General features: G+C 38.3%; 16 protein-coding genes. 15 read left to right on the top strand and 1 reads right to left on the bottom strand.

Translation table 11 applies throughout. From position 1 onward, the window contains the following. The first annotated feature begins 8 nt into the window (after nt 1-8). Together AC25Y1_RS04670 and AC25Y1_RS04665 are read left to right on the top strand one after the other, a co-directional pair. The gene (locus AC25Y1_RS04670; RefSeq protein ID WP_488146783.1) at nt 9-1202 is read left to right on the top strand and encodes a hypothetical protein; all 1194 of its coding nucleotides are present in this window, start codon (nt 9-11) and stop codon (nt 1200-1202) included. 192 nt (nt 1203-1394) lie between these two features. Continuing rightward, nucleotides 1395-2270: an NAD(P)-dependent oxidoreductase gene (locus tag AC25Y1_RS04665; protein ID WP_488146782.1), complete on the top strand. Its 876-nt coding sequence runs from the start codon at nt 1395-1397 to the stop codon at nt 2268-2270. Nucleotides 2271-2337: 67 nt separating this feature from the next. Here the strand turns inward: AC25Y1_RS04665 and AC25Y1_RS04660 are convergent, their stop codons facing one another. After that, nucleotides 2338-2796 carry a YkyB family protein gene (locus AC25Y1_RS04660; RefSeq protein WP_488146781.1) on the bottom strand — a complete coding sequence of 153 codons (459 nt, stop codon included), beginning with the start codon at nt 2794-2796 and terminating at the stop codon, nt 2338-2340. 227 nt (nt 2797-3023) lie between these two features. Here AC25Y1_RS04660 and fadH point away from each other — a divergent pair, with 227 nt between their 5' ends. From fadH to AC25Y1_RS04595, 13 genes are all read left to right on the top strand, one after another. After that, entirely contained in the window at nt 3024-3764 is a 741-nt protein-coding gene (fadH, locus tag AC25Y1_RS04655) for a 2,4-dienoyl-CoA reductase (RefSeq protein ID WP_488146812.1), read from the top strand. Nucleotides 3765-3837: 73 nt separating this feature from the next. Continuing rightward, the gene (locus tag AC25Y1_RS04650) at nt 3838-4074 is read left to right on the top strand and encodes a hypothetical protein (RefSeq protein WP_488146780.1); all 237 of its coding nucleotides are present in this window, start codon (nt 3838-3840) and stop codon (nt 4072-4074) included. 273 nt (nt 4075-4347) lie between these two features. Beyond that, nucleotides 4348-4788 carry a cyclic-di-AMP-binding protein CbpB gene (cbpB, locus tag AC25Y1_RS04645; RefSeq protein ID WP_488146779.1) on the top strand — a complete coding sequence of 147 codons (441 nt, stop codon included), beginning with the start codon at nt 4348-4350 and terminating at the stop codon, nt 4786-4788. Nucleotides 4789-4869: 81 nt separating this feature from the next. Beyond that, entirely contained in the window at nt 4870-6342 is a 1473-nt protein-coding gene (locus tag AC25Y1_RS04640; RefSeq protein ID WP_488146778.1) for an MDR family MFS transporter, read from the top strand. After that, nucleotides 6329-7231, top strand: a complete 903-nt coding sequence (gene ccpC, locus AC25Y1_RS04635; RefSeq protein ID WP_488146777.1) for a transcriptional regulator CcpC — start codon at nt 6329-6331, stop codon at nt 7229-7231. The genes AC25Y1_RS04640 and ccpC overlap by 14 nt, the downstream gene beginning before the upstream one ends. Nucleotides 7232-7296: 65 nt before the next feature. Next, nucleotides 7297-9690: a hypothetical protein gene (locus tag AC25Y1_RS04630; protein ID WP_488146776.1), complete on the top strand. Its 2394-nt coding sequence runs from the start codon at nt 7297-7299 to the stop codon at nt 9688-9690. Further along, the gene (locus tag AC25Y1_RS04625) at nt 9687-10631 is read left to right on the top strand and encodes an ABC transporter ATP-binding protein (RefSeq protein ID WP_488146775.1); all 945 of its coding nucleotides are present in this window, start codon (nt 9687-9689) and stop codon (nt 10629-10631) included. The genes AC25Y1_RS04630 and AC25Y1_RS04625 overlap by 4 nt, the downstream gene beginning before the upstream one ends. Next, entirely contained in the window at nt 10621-11463 is an 843-nt protein-coding gene (locus AC25Y1_RS04620) for an ABC transporter permease (protein WP_488146774.1), read from the top strand. The genes AC25Y1_RS04625 and AC25Y1_RS04620 overlap by 11 nt, the downstream gene beginning before the upstream one ends. Before the next feature lie 15 nt (nt 11464-11478). Further along, entirely contained in the window at nt 11479-12825 is a 1347-nt protein-coding gene (locus AC25Y1_RS04615; RefSeq protein WP_488146773.1) for a hypothetical protein, read from the top strand. A 19-nt stretch (nt 12826-12844) separates the two neighbouring features. Continuing rightward, nucleotides 12845-13837 (top strand): AAA family ATPase, encoded by a 993-nt coding sequence (locus AC25Y1_RS04610; RefSeq protein ID WP_488146772.1) that lies wholly within the window; start codon nt 12845-12847, stop codon nt 13835-13837. Then, entirely contained in the window at nt 13837-14709 is an 873-nt protein-coding gene (locus AC25Y1_RS04605) for a DUF58 domain-containing protein (RefSeq protein WP_488146771.1), read from the top strand. The genes AC25Y1_RS04610 and AC25Y1_RS04605 overlap by 1 nt, the downstream gene beginning before the upstream one ends. An 11-nt stretch (nt 14710-14720) precedes the next feature. Then, complete coding sequence (locus AC25Y1_RS04600; protein WP_488146770.1) at nt 14721-16487, top strand: vWA domain-containing protein; 1767 nt, start codon at nt 14721-14723, stop codon at nt 16485-16487. Beyond that, complete coding sequence (locus AC25Y1_RS04595; protein WP_488146769.1) at nt 16471-19068, top strand: VWA domain-containing protein; 2598 nt, start codon at nt 16471-16473, stop codon at nt 19066-19068. The genes AC25Y1_RS04600 and AC25Y1_RS04595 overlap by 17 nt, the downstream gene beginning before the upstream one ends. Nucleotides 19069-19156 lie beyond the last annotated feature (88 nt).

The following is a 19156-nucleotide window of genomic DNA, read 5'->3' as shown; positions in this document are numbered from 1 at the left end:
GGATGTCTGTGGGGAAAAGGTCAGTTGACAATCATGAACTTATACTGAAAAACACTGAAAGTTTTTCGATTGAACTTATTCTGCTCACCTATCCACTAATATTAATATCGGGTGATGTTGCAATGCCCCCTCATTATGTACTCATTATCTTAGCGTTCGCGAGTGTTGTTGGGTTACCTGTTCTGTTTCGTCGTATTTCTTATAGTTTTCAATTGGGTCTCTTACTAGCATTGTTCCTAACGATGCCCCTTTTTTTAATAGGCGTTTCAGTGGCGCCAATGAGTTTAGTTATCGCTTTTGTATTTTGGAGACTGCATATGAATTTTAGTGCTGAACGACATGCAAGATGGAACTTCTTAGCTATTAATACGGTTGTATTTACAGCTGCTTATTTATTGACAATTATTTATTTATCTCAACCTGAAAAGAGCGAATTTCTTCATCTGCATATACGGCTATTCATCATAACGACAGTTCTTGCAATTGTTTTCCGTTATTTCATTCTTCGAGCAATTGGAAGTCGAACTGCAAACTTTCAATTTAAAGAAGTTAATAAGATGTTCAGTAAAATATTAGGGATTGGTGTTGTTAGTTTTCTCTTTGTTTATTATTTAATGGAATCCTTTATCTCAGCAATGGTGAGTTTGGTCGCCTTTCTTTTTGGTGATTTATTTAACAAAACCGCTCCATTACTCCCTGAACTTCAGTTTACTGAACAAAGTAATTCAACTGAAAACGAAGAAATTGAAAAATTACCCTTACCGACTTCTTCAGAAAGCATAGATCTTAGTCTTATACTCACAATCACAGCTGTCATTATTGCGATTATTTTCATAGTCGTCCTCGTTATTAATCAAAAAATAGTGGGTGGCAGCATCCAGAGACGGAAATATCGCATCACAAATGTGGGCATTCAAAAAAATGTTAAAGCGCAAGCCGTGAAAACTCATGAGTTAGATCGTTTACAAACTGCTAACACAATCCGCATGGCTTACCAAGATTTTGAAAAAGAAGCACGGGTTTCAAACATTTCAAGGTTATCCGGAGAAACAGTGAAGGAATGGTTTGAAAGGATGGACTGGGATTCAAATAATGATCTTATTAACATATATGATAAAGTTCGTTATGGCTCTATGGCGGTCTCAGAAGAAGAAAGTAGACAGTTTATTAATAAAATCAATGAAATTAAAAAAAGTTTTTAGAAATATGTTTAATACTAAGACAAAGCGGGGATATTATATTTGAACACAGCAACATTCTCATTTCCCCCTTTAAGGATGAACTTCGACAAGAAGTTCATCCTCTTTTTATGTTTTCACAACTATATATGTCGGAATAATTAATATCTGGTAGAATTGGTAGATAGATAGAGGAATACATAGGGAGGAATTATGATGAATTCGAAAAGAATAGCTTTTATAGGTACTGGTGTAATGGGCGCTAGCATCGTTCGACATTTACTTAAAGCGAAATACGAGGTCACAATATATACACGAACGAAAGAACGTGCGAATGCGCTAATTGATGAAGGTGCAAATTGGGCAGCAACGCCAAGTGCAGCAACAGCAGAGGCAGATATTATTATGACAATGGTTGGATATCCAGCTGATGTTGAAGCTGTTTACTTTGGTGATACAGGAATATTTGAAGCAGGAACGGAAGGACAAGTAGTGATAGACATGACAACATCGAGTCCTGCTTTAGCTAAACGAATTGCACTTGCAGCAAGCGAAAAAAGAATGTCGTCAATTGATGCACCTGTTTCGGGCGGAGATATTGGCGCTAAAAATGGAACACTCTCAATCATGTGTGGTGGTGAAGAGGCTATATATAAAGAAATACATCCGGTTCTGACTGTTTTTGGGAAAGATATTATTTATCAAGGTGAGGCTGGTGCAGGTCAACACACGAAGATGTGCAATCAAATTGCGATTGCAACAAATATGATTGGTGTATGTGAAGCGATTGTCTATGCTGAACAGGCGGGACTTGATCCTGAAAATGTATTAAAGTCTATTTCGCCAGGAGCTGCTGGATCATGGTCGCTTAGTAACTTAGCACCGCGTATGTTAAATAATGATTTTGAGCCTGGATTTTATGTAAAGCACTTTTTGAAAGATATGGATATTGCGTTAAAGGAAGCAGAACAAATGGGGTTAAAATTACCTGGATTAGTTTTAGCGAGAGACTTATATAATCAGTTAGTCGCGCAAGGTTTTGAGAATCAAGGAACTCAGGTTTTATATAAGAAATATCAACCTAGTTTATGAAAATGATAAAAGAAATGGACATGCCGTAGTTATGGGCATGTCCATTGTTGGTAACAGGTTGAAATTGTTAACCGTCTAAATACGATGATCGAAAGTTGTTTGTTTTATGCACTTGATGAACGCTTTGCTTTTTTGTGTTTTTCTTAATAATGGGTTTTTTTTGTGGGATTTCTAAGAAGTCTTCGAGTAGTCCTTTTGCAACACGTAAACTCATGCGTTCCTGAGGATTACGAGAAGATTGATCTTGTTGACCAAGATGTGGCAAAGATTTGAAGTCTTCTTTTTCAGGGATCATGTGGAAAAGGAAATCTCCACAACTAACGAGGGTGGTCGAATGCTGTTTACTGAATTTTGGATTATCGACGAAGTGCAATCCGATTTTTGTTGCATGACCAGTATTTAATAGCTTTTCAAGCGCCAATTTTTTTAACTCATATAACACTTTATTATCTGGTGCTGTTTTAGCATGACGATTAACTGTATAGATCGCAATTGTAAGTTCACGTAAAGATTCACTAATGTTCAAGATTAACCTCCTTAAGCTTATTGGAAATATTTTATTTGAAGCTGTAATCTACTTTAGATTACCAAATATTACTCGGTTTGTACACACTTTGCTTTTGCTAGCCGAATGAATCTTGCAGATAGAAAAGAGTAATTAGAACTTTCTGTCGTCAATAAGATTAATTTATGTTACATTGTGAGTGAGCATTCATTCATAAAGGGGGAATTAGATTGTATAAAGGTAAAGTAATGATTGTTACGGGTGGATCTAACGGTATGGGGAAATACATGGCAAAGAAGTTTGCAGGCGAGGGTGCGAACGTCGTGATTACAGGACGAGATCTCGAACGTTTACAAGCTGCGAAGGAAGAAATCGGTGACAATGCAAGTATTTTTCAAATGGATGTTAGAGATGTCGAGTCCGTTCAGCAGATGGTTAATTTTGCAGATAAGCAATTTGGTCGCATTGATGGGCTTGTGAATAACGCGGCTGGAAATTTTATCGTTCGAGCGGAAGAGCTCTCGCCAAATGGCTGGAAATCTGTCATTGATATCGTGCTAAACGGGACATTTTATTGTTCAAGTGCGGTTGGGAAGTACTGGATTGAAAGCAAACAAAAAGGGACAATTTTAAATATGCTCGCGACGTATGCTTGGGATGCGGGAGCTGGTGTCATTCATTCTGCTGCGGCAAAAGCTGGTGTTATGTCACTGACGAGAACACTTGCAGTTGAATGGGGGACACAGTACGGCATTCGAGTCAATGGAATCGCGCCAGGACCGATTGAACGTACGGGTGGTGCAGATAAGCTTTGGGAATCTGAAGAAGCTGCAAAACGAACGCTGGCCTCAATTCCGCTTGGTAGGCTTGGTAAGCCGGAAGAAATTGCAGAACTAGCTGCTTTTATCATGTCCGAAAAAGCATCATACATGAATGGTGAAATTGTCACGCTTGACGGTGGACAGTGGTTAAATAAATCACCATTTTAAAGGTATCCTTTCTAAAAAAATGGTTAATAAATGATAAATTGCACATCCTTTTATTAAAGGATGTGATAGATAAATGGATATTTGGACGATCCCGTTTATTATTGTTGTCATAATTATATGTACCATCAGTGCAATAAGTGTTCGAAAAACGGAGCGTACTACCGGTATCTTGAATGAAAAAAATGCGGAAATTCCGGATGCAATCGAAGAGCATCCTTTTACGCTTAACCCTATTCTATGGATCATATTAGTTGCAGCAATATTTGTTGGGGTAATAATTTTATACTATGCTTTTTCATATAGAATTTAACTGAATCGTCAGGGACCTCGCATATCTAATCGCGAGGTCTATTGTTTAGAATTAACAATTTTCCTTGGGGTTTGATTACAGTGAATTTATACCGACGATTAAGGAGAATTTTGAAGACTAAAAAAGGTCTTGAAAAGAAGATTATTACACTTTATTTGCAGGCGAATTATCGTGGCATTATAAATCTTTTTGCTCTTAACTATAGGTTTCTTGTGCTATGATAGATGAGTAGGTTTTGAACTGTCAAGCACAGAGATAGAAGGAGCCGATTACATGCTTTCTGTTAATAACAAAGCGTTTTTATTTACCCCGATAAAAGATTATATTATTTCAGCTGAAAAGGTGGTCCACGTACAAATTGGTAATAATGCAGAACATGCACTTCTTGTTCTAACAAAAACAGGATATTCTGCAATTCCAGTATTAGATTCTCGTGACCGATTAAAAGGACTTCTTAGTATACGAACTGTTACTGATTCCATTTTAGGTTTGGCTCATATCGAATATGAACGCTTACCAGATTTAAAAGTAGATGAAATTATGAAAACTGATTTCCCAACGATTCGTACAACAGATCGATTTCAAAGGGGATTAGATTTAGTGATCGACCATCCATTTATATGTGTTGTTGAAGAGGATGGAACATTTGCAGGCATTTTAACTAGGAGAGTTATTTTAAAACAGTTTAAGAAATATATATATTCCGTTGAATAACGGGGAAGACACAAATGGGAAGGCTCCGCAGCAGGGGCCTTCTCTTTTTGAAAGGTGAAATAAATGGAAAATAGCAAAAAAATGATGAATAGACCACTCGTTCTCGTTTCGGTTATGCTAGCGATGTTTGTAAGTGCTGTTGAAGCAACAATCGTAACAACTGCAATGCCTGTAATCGCCTCAGATCTTGGTGGTTTTTCGAGATATAGTTGGATCTTTTCTGCATATTTATTAATGAGCACAGTGACAGTTTTAGTCTATGGTAAACTAGCAGATCTCTTTGGAAGAAAGCCAATATTTTTTTTCGGAATGACAATTTTTATCATTGGATCGTTTTTATGTGGCTTTGCAACTTCAATGGAACAACTTATTGTTTATCGTCTTTTACAGGGCTTGGGAGCTGGCGCAGTTATGCCAATTGCTTCGACTATTGTAGGCGATATATATTCTACTGAAGAACGTGCTAAAGTACAGGGCTATTTATCAAGTATCTGGGGAATCTCCGCCATACTTGGACCAGCCATTGGTGGCGGTATTGTTTATTATTTTAAATGGGAATATGTTTTTTGGGTTAATATACCGTTAGGAATCCTAGCTATGATTGGGATTGGTATGTTTTTACATGAGCCAAAACGCGAGGGAAAAGTATCAATTGATTTTAAAGGCGCTGCGCTACTAACCGCTTCTTTAACAACAATATTAATATGGCTGGTTGAAGGAGGACAATCGTTTGACCGACTTTCCTTATCGAGTGTTGTACTCTTATTAATTAGTTTAAGTCTTTTCAGTGTTTTTGTGTTTGTTGAACGAACGGCTAAAGATCCGTTAATGCCTTTTTCAATTTGGAAAAGTCCAGTGATTTTATATGCGAATTTAGTCTCTTTTACTACGGGTTTTATCTTAATCGGGATTTCCGCATATTTACCAACCTTTGTCACCGGTGTGATGGAGCAACCAGCGATCATTGCGGGGTTTACGTTAACGGCAATGTCAATAGGCTGGCCATTAGCCTCTTCGGTTGCAGGACATCTTTTGCTTCGTTGGGGAACTTTTAAAGTATCATTTTTCGGAGGGATATCATTGGTTGTTGGGGCGATGTTATTTGTCATGATGAATGCATCGTCCGGTCCACTATGGGCAGCGGTTTCTAGCTTTTTTGTTGGAGTTGGCATGGGGCTAACGACTACTGCATTTGTCGTTACGATTCAAGGTGCTGTGCCAAGACAAATGAGGGGGTCCGCAACAGCTGCGAATATGTTTATGCGTAATTTTGGAAACACAGTTGGTGCAGCATTCTACGGTGCAATATTAAATGCTTCACTTATGGCAACCTTTACGAAAAATAATTCAGCTTTTGGTGTTGATGATATAAATTTACTTCTTACTGAAGAAGGCCGAGGACAATTATCGGCGTCTGAAGCGAATTTGCTTCAAATGGCATTAAGTGATTCTTTACAGTGGGTTTATATAGGCGTCGCAGTATTTGCTGTCATTAGTTTTTTACTCATATTAAGAATACCTAGAGGAAAGGAGCTTTTTAATGTCGATGATTGAACTTGAAATTATAAAAACGCTAGCAGAAGAAGGAAATATGCGAAAAGCTGCAGACCGTTTGTTTTTGTCGCAACCAGCGCTATCTCAACGTCTTCAGTCTATTGAAAAAGAGTGGAATACATTATTATTCATTCGTTCACAAAAAGGTTTGGAGCCAACACCTGCAGGAGAACTGGTCGTCGAGTATGCCAAAGAAGCTATCCTGAAAAAAGAGGCAGCACTTGAAATGATTGCTTCAATGGCCGATAAAGTACATGGAACCTTGAAAATCGCATGTGCATCAATTGTTGGACAAACATGGCTTCCTCAAGTGTTGAAAGAGTTTGTCGAACGCTATCCAGATGCACAAATTTCACTTATGACGGGTTGGAGTTCTGAAATTGTAAAAGCATTAAATGAGCGCGAAGCTCATATTGGAATTGTTAGGGGGCAGACAGACTGGAAAGGTCGGAAAGAGTATTTGTTTCGAGATCAATTGTATCTAGTTGACCATGAAATGACGTCGTTGGATCAAATAAAGGAGACGACACGCCCATTTGTACAATTTAAGAGTGATTCAAACTACCATCGAGAAATTCAACATTGGTGGCAACGTCATTTCTCACAAAAACCTGAAAGGCAAATTACTGTTGACCAAATTGAAACGTGTAAACAGCTTGCGTTAAATGGGATTGGTTATGCTATTCTACCTGCAATCACATTAATTGGTGATGAACAGGTGAATAAAATCCCGTTATTAAACAGTGATGAAGAATTTGAATTGACACGTGACACCTGGTTAATCGGTTACGAGTCATCATTCGCTTTAAAACAAGTATCGGCTTTTACAGAAGTTGTTCAAGAGCATGCGCTAAAGATTCAACAAAACAATAAATTTTCAGTGAACTAGAAACTTATTCCATTCTAAATCGTACTATTAGGGTAGACGCTACGCTACTAAAATGGGGGCTATAGATGATGAAAAAGATTATGGGGTTAGTGACTGTTTTTATTGTATTTATTTTATTTATTCCCAGTACTTCAGCACTAGCGAATCCAGGATTAACTGTTAAGTTTTCAACTGGAATCGATGGAAAAGCAAAATACGAAAAAGGGGCGCCCATTTCAATAACTGTTGAAAATAGTGGGGCTCCTTTTAGTGGCGATTTAGTAGTAGATATAGTCGAATTCTATCAACAAGGGATGGGAAGAGCCTTTCCTATTGAACTTGGTACCGGAGAAACGAAAACTGTTTCTTTCTTTGTAAATAATATGGAAGGAATCGGGGGGGCATACGGCGGTACAAATCAGAAATCAATTTTCCTTTATGAGGGTGGATGGAAAAAGGGAAAAGAAGTCGAACATGCTGGTGCACAATCGCTCACTGCAACGATGTATTATGATGAGAAAATGATTGTGACATTTACAAATAATGTGGATCGACTGAATGCGTTAAAAAGTGTAGAGATCGGACCATCATCCAATACGCAACTAATCGATTCTGGAAAAATTGGACTATCGAATTTGCCTACTGATCCCCGTGGTTGGGATGTAATTGACTATATGATCTTAGATGAATTTTCTTTTGCAGACTTGCAAAGTGAAAAGCAACTTGCGGTATTGGAATGGGTTAAAAATGGTGGGATTATCGTATTGGGTAGTTCAGAAAGTGTTAAAGATGAAGTCGGTGTTTTTTCTTCTTATTTACCTTTAGAGTTATCGGAAAAGACTAAAATTATCCCTCGTGCTTTAAATGATTGGGCAAGTACAACTGGTTTTGAAGAAGAAATTCAATTATTTTCATCTGAGCTATCTGAAGGGGCTATTGCTCTTTTAATAGAAGATGAACAAATACTCGTTGCACAGAAAAAAATGGGGCAAGGGCTTGTCATGCAAACTGCATTTTCCTTTGGAGATGAACCAATTGCAAACTCTCCTGGAATGACTGCTTTCTGGAATACACTCTTAAGCGCAGGAGAGGATTCGATTATATCTCCCTATATGAATATGTACAATCCACTAAATGATTTATCGCATATGATTGGAAGCAGTAATCAACTATTTCCTTCGTTTAAAGTTTCTGCACCTTTGATTTTTGGGGTTATCGCATTATATATGATCATAATTATACCAGTTTTGTATTTCATCCTTAAACGTAAAGATAAGCGTGAATATGCATGGTGGATTATTCCGGCAATTGCTCTAATTACCTCAGTAGCTATTTTTGGATACGGAGCTAAAGATCGGATAGGAAGAACACAAATTCAGCATACGGCTGTCTTGAGTGCGGAAAATGGTGGGAATGTAAGCGGTTATTATGCCGAGTCAATTCTGTCGAATAAGTCTGGTGACTATAGATTTAATGCGCCTAATGGAACCTCATTACTCGCGTCACCACAGTACTCGTTGTTTGGTGGTAACGGCAATATGCTTCATAAACATGTTTTGCTTGAGAATGATGCCTCAACTTCAACTTTACACTACAGAAATGTGGGCTACTGGAATGTCGCATCCGTTTATGGTGAAACAAATTTAAAAGATGTCGGCGGGATGTCCAATGATTTAATAGTTGACAAAGGTGTGTTGTCAGGCTCAATCACAAATGACTTTCCGTTTATATTAACGGATGTTGCAATATGGGCAGGGAATGATTTTATAGCTCTAGATGACATTAATGCAGGGGAAACGATTGAAATAACTGAAACTTTAAAAGGGTCTATTTTAAAGCCGAGATCAAATTATTATGGTGGGCATAATGCAACAGGCAACGACGATCTGATGGAGATGCGAAAAAATAATTCCTTAACATTTTTCAGCGATTATATGAGCGTATCAAACAAACCAGTCATAATTGGGTATACGGATGCCCAAGTAGTGCCAGTTTCACTCGAGGATGTAAATTCTACACTTTCTGCCGTAACAATGATTGTGCAGACAGTTCAATCAGAAATGATATTTGAAGATGAAATTACATTGGATGAATATTTTCTTGAGATGTATATGATCGTTAACGACGATGATTTTGGGCATCACTATGTGATTGATGATCCGATGATGGAGGAATATATGGATGGCGTTCAGTATGAACAGAACTGGGTACTACCTGAAGAGTTGGACATGACAAAAGTAGCGTGGTCATCGTTGAAAGTAACAAATCTTGATCATGAATTATATACCAGTAAAATATTTAATGTTCGAACTGATGAATATGAAATAATTGAATCAGATGAATTTTTGTTAAAAGATAATATTTCTGATTACCTGTCTAATGATGGTACTTTATCAATCGAAATAATTTTTAATAGTGGTCAGTATAGTAACGGAGAAGTTCTCCCGAAACTGGAGTTAGTAGGGGAGGTGTCGAAATGATTCAGATAAATGGCGTGACAAAAAAATACGGTAATTTTAAGGCTTTAAATGATATTAATTTATCGATTAAAGAAGGTACGGTTTTTGGATTTGTTGGTGCGAATGGTGCGGGTAAATCAACGACCTTTCTAATTCTTGCGACTCTATTACAGCCTACCTCGGGAGAGTTATTTATTAATGGTATTAGTGTTCGAGAAAATCCAACAGAAATCCGGAAAATGATTGGCTATATGCCGGATTTCTTTGGTGTATATGATCAGCTTAAAGCTGATGAGTATTTAGACTTCTATGCTGCAAGTTACGGAATGCCAGAAGCTGAACGACTGAAAATTATTCCGCAATTACTTGAACTTGTGAATCTGACACATAAACGTTATGAATATGTTGATCTGCTATCTAGGGGTATGAAACAGCGACTATGTTTGGCACGTAGCCTTATCCATGATCCAAAAGTTCTTATTTTAGATGAACCTGCTTCTGGACTAGATCCGAGGGCGCGTATTGAAATGAGAGATATTTTAAAGTCCTTGAAGAATATGGGGAAAACAATCTTAATCTCTTCTCATATTTTACCCGAGCTTGCAGAAATGTGCGATGAGATAGGGGTTATAGACAATGGCCGCATTATTGCACATGGATCGGTTAATGAAATTCAAATGCAGCTACGCGGTGAGAAAATCATCACTGCTAGCTTGACAATGACAATTGACTCCAAAACAATTCAGTTTTTCGAAGAGAATCCATTCATCACGAACATCGAAGTATTGGAAACTAACAATGGGATTCGTTTTTCATTTAAAGGAACTGATCAGGATCAAGTTGAATTATTAAAAAATGCGATGGCTACTGATATTCCAATTCTTTCGTTTTCGGAACATGTCACAAATCTAGAAGATGTATTCATGGAAATAACGAAAGGAGTAGATGGAGATGAAGCTTAACTTAAGTAATCCAGTTTTATCGAAGGAAATCAAGTTGAGATTTAGATCAGCTAAAAGCTTTAATGGCATTTTGTTTTATTTGCTCATTATGTGTATTTTCGTCTTCGGTTTTATATTTGTAACAATGACAGTCAATCGGACGTCTTATTTTACACCGGATGAAAGCTTCTTCTTATTTACGTTACTTTCATTTATCCAATTGGGCTTGGTGTTATTTATAAGCCCCGGGTTGACAGCGGGTGTAATTAGTACAGAAAGAGAAAAACAAACTTTACCAATTTTGTTGACGACATCACAAAGTTCTTTTCAAATTATTACGGGTAAATTATTATCATCTCTTGCTTTCCTATTGCTGTTAATTTTCGCGGGTCTTCCGATTTATAGTCTTGTATTTCTATTCGGGGGAATATCACCTTTGGACTTCGGACTTGTGTTTTTATATCTATTTGTCACGCTGCTTGCAATGGGAAGTATTGGGGTTATGTTCTCTACAATTACGCGACGAACGATTGTATCGATGATCGCAACCTATGGAACGATGTTGTTTTTGACGATTGTTACCGCTTTTCTTTCATTAATGTTTGTCCAGTTGACATCGTTGAGCACCAGTGCAGTTCCATCATCATTTCCAGCTTATTTCTTAGCATCCATAAATCCAGGAGTGCTGATGTCGTCAATATTAGCCCCGGAGATTGAGGAAGCCATCTCTTCATTTACAGCTGTTAACTTCCCATTATGGGGGACTTATTTAATCTTTTATCTGTCGGTTACGATTTTGACATTGTTCATTGCAATCAAAAACTTGCGTGTCAATATGAAACGGCATAAATAAGAGGAGATGACTTAATTGGATGGAAAAACAGTCGTTCATAACTATATTACCGCATCACTTCGTCGTCTACGAAATGAGAAAATTATATTCACGCTGCAATCAGGCGCTTTCTATGCTGTTGTGAGTGCGGTATTTGTATATGTACTTTCTAGACTATTTGTCATTCCCTATTATGAGCGTTTTGCATTTAGTAGTGCGGTTCTTGTCCTTACAGGAACCGCTATTTATGCTTTCTATAATAGAGTTCGTAAAAATGAGGCAATTCTAATACTGGATCAATATTTGCCACATAATCTTCTGATGACGGCAATATCAATTCAGGATAGTGATTCTGTATTGGCAGGACCAATCATTGAAGAGGCTAATGACAAAGTAGGAATGGCCTATGCGAAGTTCAAAAAAAGAGATAAAAAAATAATGAATATAAAAATGATAGTTGGCCTAGTCATTAGCTCTTTATTCTTAGTATTGCTAAATACATTTCCATCAGAAGCTCAATTAGAAGCAGAAGTCATCGTACAAGAACAGGAAATTATAGGTGAGATGAAAAAAGAGATGAAAGTGTTGATCGATAAAGAAACAGTTCCTGAAGTGAAAAAGGAAATAGAGGATGTACTCGTGGAGTTAAAGGAAGCTGAAACTACTGAAGAAGCATTGAAAGAATTAGTGAAAAAACAAAAAGAAGTTCGTTTACGCGAGCTTCGATTAACTGAAAAGAAAAAGCTTGCGGATACATCTACACAATCGTCAGATGGACTATCGGATGATGAAGAAAAAGAGTTATCCGCATTAAAAGAACTATCAAGCAGTCTTGCAAAAAATGTGGGGCAAACGAATGCAGCTTTAACCAAAATAGGAAAGAGTATGGCTTTACCCGCACTGGCGGAAATGACCAATACATCTCAGAACGAGAGCCAAGGACAAGGCCAGGGCGAAGGTCAGGGCGAAGGCCAAGGAGAAGGTCAGGGCGAAGGTCAAGGCGAAGGTCAAGGCGAAGGCCAAGGAGAAGGTCAGGGCGAAGGTCAGGGCGAAGGCCAAGGTCAAGGCGAGGGCCAAGGACAAGGACATGGACAAGGACAAGGTGCTGGTATTGGTCAAGGATCTGGTGGTCGTGATCTGCTAACTATTCCCTATGAACGGTTCGGCACAGCAAAAGAGCCTAATGTTGATGGAGGTAATTTAGGTGATGGCGAGTTAATTGATGAACGAGAGTCTGAGGGACCAATAGAAAGAGGAACCATTCGCCCATACAACGAAGTAATCGGGAGTTATAAAAAAAGTTATTTAGAAAGTACGGGAAAAATGAATCTATCTCCTGATTTACAACGAATCCTTTCTGAGTATTTTTCATCGATTGAATAGAAGAAATGGGAGTGAGCTAATGCCTTATACACAGGAACAGATTAAAGACATGAGTAAGAAATTCGAAGGTGTAAAGAATGAAATCGGTAAATTTATAGTTGGACAACACGAAGCTGTTGAGTTCTCATTATACTCAATTTTAGCTGATGGCCATGCACTCCTCGAAGGGTTGCCTGGTTTAGGAAAAACGATGCTGATTCGGACAATTTCCGAAGTACTCGATCTCTCATTTTCAAGAATTCAATTTACGCCAGATTTAATGCCTGCGGATATTACGGGAACAAGTATTATCGAACGAACAAATGAAGGCAAGCAACAATTCGTATTTAAAAAAGGACCTATTTTCAGCCAAATGGTACTCGCAGACGAGATTAACCGTGCTACGCCAAAAACACAAAGTGCATTGCTTGAAGCGATGGGCGAAAAAACCGTTACTGTTCTTGGTGAAACTCGTGAAATGGCACGCCCTTTTTTCGTATTAGCAACACAAAATCCAATTGAGATGGAAGGAACTTATCCGCTGCCTGAAGCACAAATGGACCGTTTCTTATGTAAAATTCTTTTACCTTTTCCAACTAAAAACGAGTTAAAAGAAATTATGATGCGAACAACAGGTCCAAAAGAAATCAATATTGAGAAAGTCATGACTGCTCATGAAATTGTTGAAGCACAGCAAATGGTTAAAGAAATAATCATTGCAGATGAAATGATAGATTATGCAGTCGATCTAATCTCAGCGACACATGCTCAATCTGAAGAAAGCAATGACTGGGCAAATTATGTACAATACGGCAGTGGCCCACGTGGACTTCAGTCAATTATTAAATTGGCAAAAGCACGCGCATTCACTGTTGGAAGATTACATGTTTCGATTGCTGATATTAAAATTGTCGCATTACCCGCGCTTCGTCACCGTATTTTGATCAACTATGAAGGGGAAGCAGAAGGCATTGAAGTTGATGAATTATTACTTAAATTACTTGAAGATACTAAACAAGGAGCCTCTGTCTGATGGCAGAAGAATTATTTTCTAATCAACTTCTTCGGCGATTAAGCGGACTATCTATTGTAACGAAGTCAGGTAGACTTGGACATCACAAAGGTACACATCGATCAAGAAAGACAGGTTCTTCACTAGACTTTTCCGATTTTAGAGAATACCACATGGGTGACGATATCCGCCATATTGATTGGAATGTATATGCTAGGACAGGTCAACCGTTTATTAAACAATTTCTGGATGAGCAGGAGATGCGCATTCATATTGTATTGGATTCAACGATGTCGATGCAGGTAGAAGGGAAATGGGATTTTGCACGTAAACTAACAGCGGGACTTAATTATGTAGCATTGAAAAGTGGAGATACCGTTTCAGTTTCAACTCGCATTGATGAGCAGAATCGCTTCATTCGTAAAAAGGGGATTGCACAGCGCGCGGCTGTTACAAGATTTCTTTCAACCATGGAAGAGCCTAATTCTAAAAGTGGTTTTACAAATCAGCTCCTAAATCATATTCCAAAAGCTGTTACTATTTTGTTCTTGATAACAGACGGATTAGAGAGAACAGAGAGTTGGGAACATACATTTAGGAGATTACGGGGAATTTGCAAGGATGTTCGCGTAATTCTTGTACAGTCTGAATCAGAAGAACGTCCTTCTTATGAGGGTGATATTCGGTTGGTAGATATTGAAAATGAAGACAATGTAGAAGTGACCATGACTAACCGCTCCATTCGTGAATATATTGAACAAAAAGAAATTCATGAAGGAAAGTTATTTGCACTTGCAAAAAAATATGGGGTCAAAATTATTCATGGTCAAGTATCAGATGGTGTGATGCCTATGATGACGAAAAAAATGCGCCAAGTCGGTTGGCTTGAATAGGGGGGTTGGCTTTGGGATTTGAGAAGTTAGTATATAGTTGGACAGTTCTGTTCCCAATAGCCGTCCTTCTTTATTATTTTTTCCGTAAAAAATATGAAGTGAAAACAATATCTTCGACTATGTTTTGGGAACAATCTATGCGTGAGACAAAAGTGTCGCCCTATTTGAAAAACCTTCAAAAAAATGCGCTGTTTTATTTACAGATGGCCGCATTATTATTGCTATTATTTATTTTAATGAATCCATTTATAACAAAAGAAGATGCAGTTCATGATCATACGATTCTCATAGTTGATACCTCGGCTAGTATGCTTGTAGCAAGAGAGGACAATACACTTTTGGGTCAACACAAAGAAACGATTAAAAAACTAGTGAATGGACGATCTGGACAACCGATTACCATTATACTAACAGGAAAAGAGCCGACAACTGCTATTCAAGAAGAAAAAAGTATTGAAAAAGTAATCTCTGCTATTGAGCAACTAGAAGTTACTTATGAACATGAATTTATGGAACGTGCAATCGATTTCGCTCAGTCGATTGCAGCTGATAGTGAAGTGGATATTCATATTTTTACAGATGCTTTGAATCAACAATCACTTCCTGAAGCAAATGGAAGCATTGCTTGGACTGTCCACGCATCTTCGGAAATACATCAAAACGTAACTATCGATAAATTTGGTGCAGTTGAAACGCCAGAAGGAACAGAAGCAATTATAAAACTAGTCAATAATTTAGAAGAAAGTATTGGTGGACAATTGATTGTGACGGATGCGCTTACGGGGATCGAACTTGTAAATAATTCTTTTATGATGGAGTCAGGTGAGCAAGAAAAACTGCTATCATTTAAAGATTTACCGAAAGTGAAAGCATTATTAGCTAGGATAGAAGTTGATGATGATTATGATGTCGATAATGAAGCATCTGTAATTTTAAGTCTCGAAAGAACAGGTGTTATGATTGATGATCAATTACATGAACTCATTAAAAAAGCATTTGAAGCCGTAGGTATATTGGTGTCAACTGGTGCAAGTAATGAATTAACGACTGCATTAGCCGATTCAATCATTGTTACAAATGATGTAGCGTTTTTGGAGAAAGGTACTCAACCACTAGTTCTTTTTGGTCGAAATGATCAACCAGTAGAAGAAGTTGCAGGAGAAATTACTACATCATCAGATTCGTTATTCTCCATTGCGGATCTATCTGATGTTTACGTAAATAGTGTTTATCCGGCTTTTGAAGAATTCGAAACCATTGCGATGATTGGAAATAAGCCTTTTATCCAAATATCAGGTCGAGGAGATATTATCATTCTAGCAGACGTCGAAATGACAGACTGGCCACTACATGCTTCATTCCCATTATTTATTTGGAGTGTGGTTGAACAGATTGGTGCAGGTGGAGAAACGCTTGGAACCTTTACCCCGAATGAACGAAAATCCGTTCTGACAAGTAATGATACTGAAAAACTTGAAATATTCACGATTGAAGATGAATATCTGACGACAGTTTTAGACGCGGCTAACTTCAATGCACCACAGATTCCCGGGGTTTATAAAGCACGAGATGAAATACGTGAAGAATTATTCACCGTTCAACTCAATCAGGAAGAACTACTGTTGCAAACAGGGCAATCCTATCGAATAGAAAAAACAGTTAGTGCTACAGAAACCGAGGCAACTAAATGGCTATTTGGTAAATACTTCATCTTACCGATTTTATTGATAATGCTGATGGAATGGGAGGTGCAGCGTAGACGTGGATATCCGCATTGAACAACCATTATGGCTACTGCTAATTATTCCAACTGGCATTTATTTAATCTATTCATGGAAATCTTCCGAAATCCGGTTGAAAAGCCGTAGTACGTTGTTATTTTTACTGCGAGGGAGTGCGATTTTATTATTAATATTTGCGCTTACTGCACCCTATTTAACGCTACGTGTGACCGAGGAACAAGTGTTGTTTGTCGTTGATCGGTCAGCCTCTATTGAAGAGGTCGGGACGGCGGCGGATACATGGATTTCGGAAAGTTTGGCGGAACGAAAAACAAACCACTTAGTTGGGGTATATTCGTTTGCTGAGAATTTCCGTACAGATGTAAAGCTTACGAATGCCGATATTGACGTGCCAATTATTGAAGGTTTGGAGAAAAATAGTGCGACCGATATTTCTCAAGCAATTGACTTGTCTTCTGCGCTTGCAGATCGTAATATAGCCACGCGTATCGTCTTACTCTCTGATGGGCTAGAAACAGCAGGGTCTGTTGAAAAAGTTCTCCCTAAATTTCGAGATGCGCAAACCGTAATAGATACAGTATTATTGGAACGTCCAGCTGGGACAGATGCTTCTATTATTTCGTTTGAAACGCCAAGAACTTCGTATGCGGGTGAACAACAATTGCTACGCGTTGAGGTCGATGCGTCGAGTCGAACGGCTGGAAAATTGATCATTTATGAAAATGACCAAGAGATTAGCGAGCAAGATGTACAACTTGAACAGGGGAGCAATACATTCTCTGTACGAAGAGCTTCAGCGAACGAAGGATTATTGAAATATGAAGCTAAACTTATCGTATCGAATGATAAAATACTTGAGAATAATCGTATGGTTTCAGTCACGATGGTTGAGAGATCTCCACGCGTACTTGTTGTCGATACAGACAGAAATCCATCAATTATTCCCTCTCTCCTCGATCAGGAATCTATAGATGTAGATACGGTTCATGCTGATTTATTACCTGAAACACTATCCGGTTATATGGACTACAGTGCAATTATTTTTGATAATGTGCCTGGACATCTTGTTGGTGAGAATCGAATGAAAATCATTGAACAGGCTGTAAAAAGTTTTGGAACAGGCTTTATGATGGTTGGAGGCGAGGAAAGTTTTGGTTTAGGCGGCTATTTTAAATCTCCGATTGAGCGACTGCTTCCTGTCGAGATGGAGATTAAAGGGAAAGAACAATTGCCTTCTCTTGGCTTGGTCATTGTACTTGATAGATCCGGTAGTATGGCGGGATCGAAAATCGTTCTTGCAAGAGAGGCGGCTGCACGTTCAGTTGAACTTCTCCGCGATGATGATAATTTTGGTTTTATCGCGTTTGACGACAAGGTTTGGAATATAATTCCACTAGCGCCATTAGAAGATCAAAACGCTGCTATAGAAAAAATATTATCTGTATCCGCACTTGGTGGAACCGATATTTATCCAGGAATGAAACAAGCTTATGATGATTTAACAGCTTCTGTATTACAGCGAAAACATATTATTCTTTTGACTGATGGACAATCAAATATGCCCCCTGGCTATGATGAAGTAATCGCTGATGGAAAAGGAAATAATATTACGATGTCAACGGTAGCAATTGGAAATGATGCTGATCGCGCTTTGTTAGAGAGGTTGGCTGAAAGTGGAGGCGGGCGATTTTATGATGTCATCGATGAATCGACAATCCCAGCAATCCTATCCCGAGAAACCTCTTTGATGACTCGGACTTATATCGAAGATGATCCATTTTATATGACGCTAGGCGGAGTTCCAGAATGGAATGCATTGTTTACAGATGGTGTTCCAGAAATAAATGCCTATATCGCAACAACATTGAAAAATACAGCCACAACTATAGGAGAAAGTCCGAAAGAGGACCCAGTTCTAGCGGAGTGGATGTATGGACTCGGAAGAACGGTTGCATTTACATCTGATTCTAGTGGAAAATGGACAGGCGATTTCGCACAATGGAATCGATATGCCGATTTCTGGAATGCGGCTGTAGCGAGGCTCCTCCCGTCTTATGAGGATGTTCCATATATTATCACTCATGAACAGGGAGGGACCTACACAGTGATGGACAGCTCGCGGAGCGCTGCATTTCTCGATGTTGCAATAGTCGACGAAAAAGGAACTGAAATACCTTTCACTTCAGAACCGTTAGCACCAGGTAAAATGCGGGTAACACTCGAAGCAAATCCAGGACTCGTATTTTTTGGTGTATCAGACGATAAAGGTGGCTATTTTGAAGCAGGAATATCGGTTCCATACAATGAGGAGTATAAAAGGGGAACGCCAAATAGAAATCTACTCGAGAAAATTGCGACCTCGACTGGTGGAAAGTTGTTAGAAAACCCGACAGAGGCATTTAGAGCACATGATTATAGGAGTGAGGAGAAAAAACCAATTGCCCAAGGGCTTATATTAGCTGCAATGATTATCTTCTTCCTAGACATCACATTGCGCCGCTTTGGATTTTTTAAAGGCTTTGGTCTAAAACGGATTGTTAAAGAAGAACCAGCATCGCCAGTAAATACTGCAGAAGAAAATATTGCGGAGTTATTAAAGAACAAGCGAAAAAGATGAGGTTTTAATCATTTCTCTGTGCTCTGTAGTTAGCCATAAAAAGTTCGCAAAATAAAAAGGATAAGAAATCACAATTTCTTATCCTTTT

This window comes from Sporosarcina sp. Y1009 (assembly GCF_057669865.1).
The sequence above is the reverse complement of the archived record's forward strand: the minus strand, read 5'-3'. Positions and strand labels throughout refer to the sequence as shown.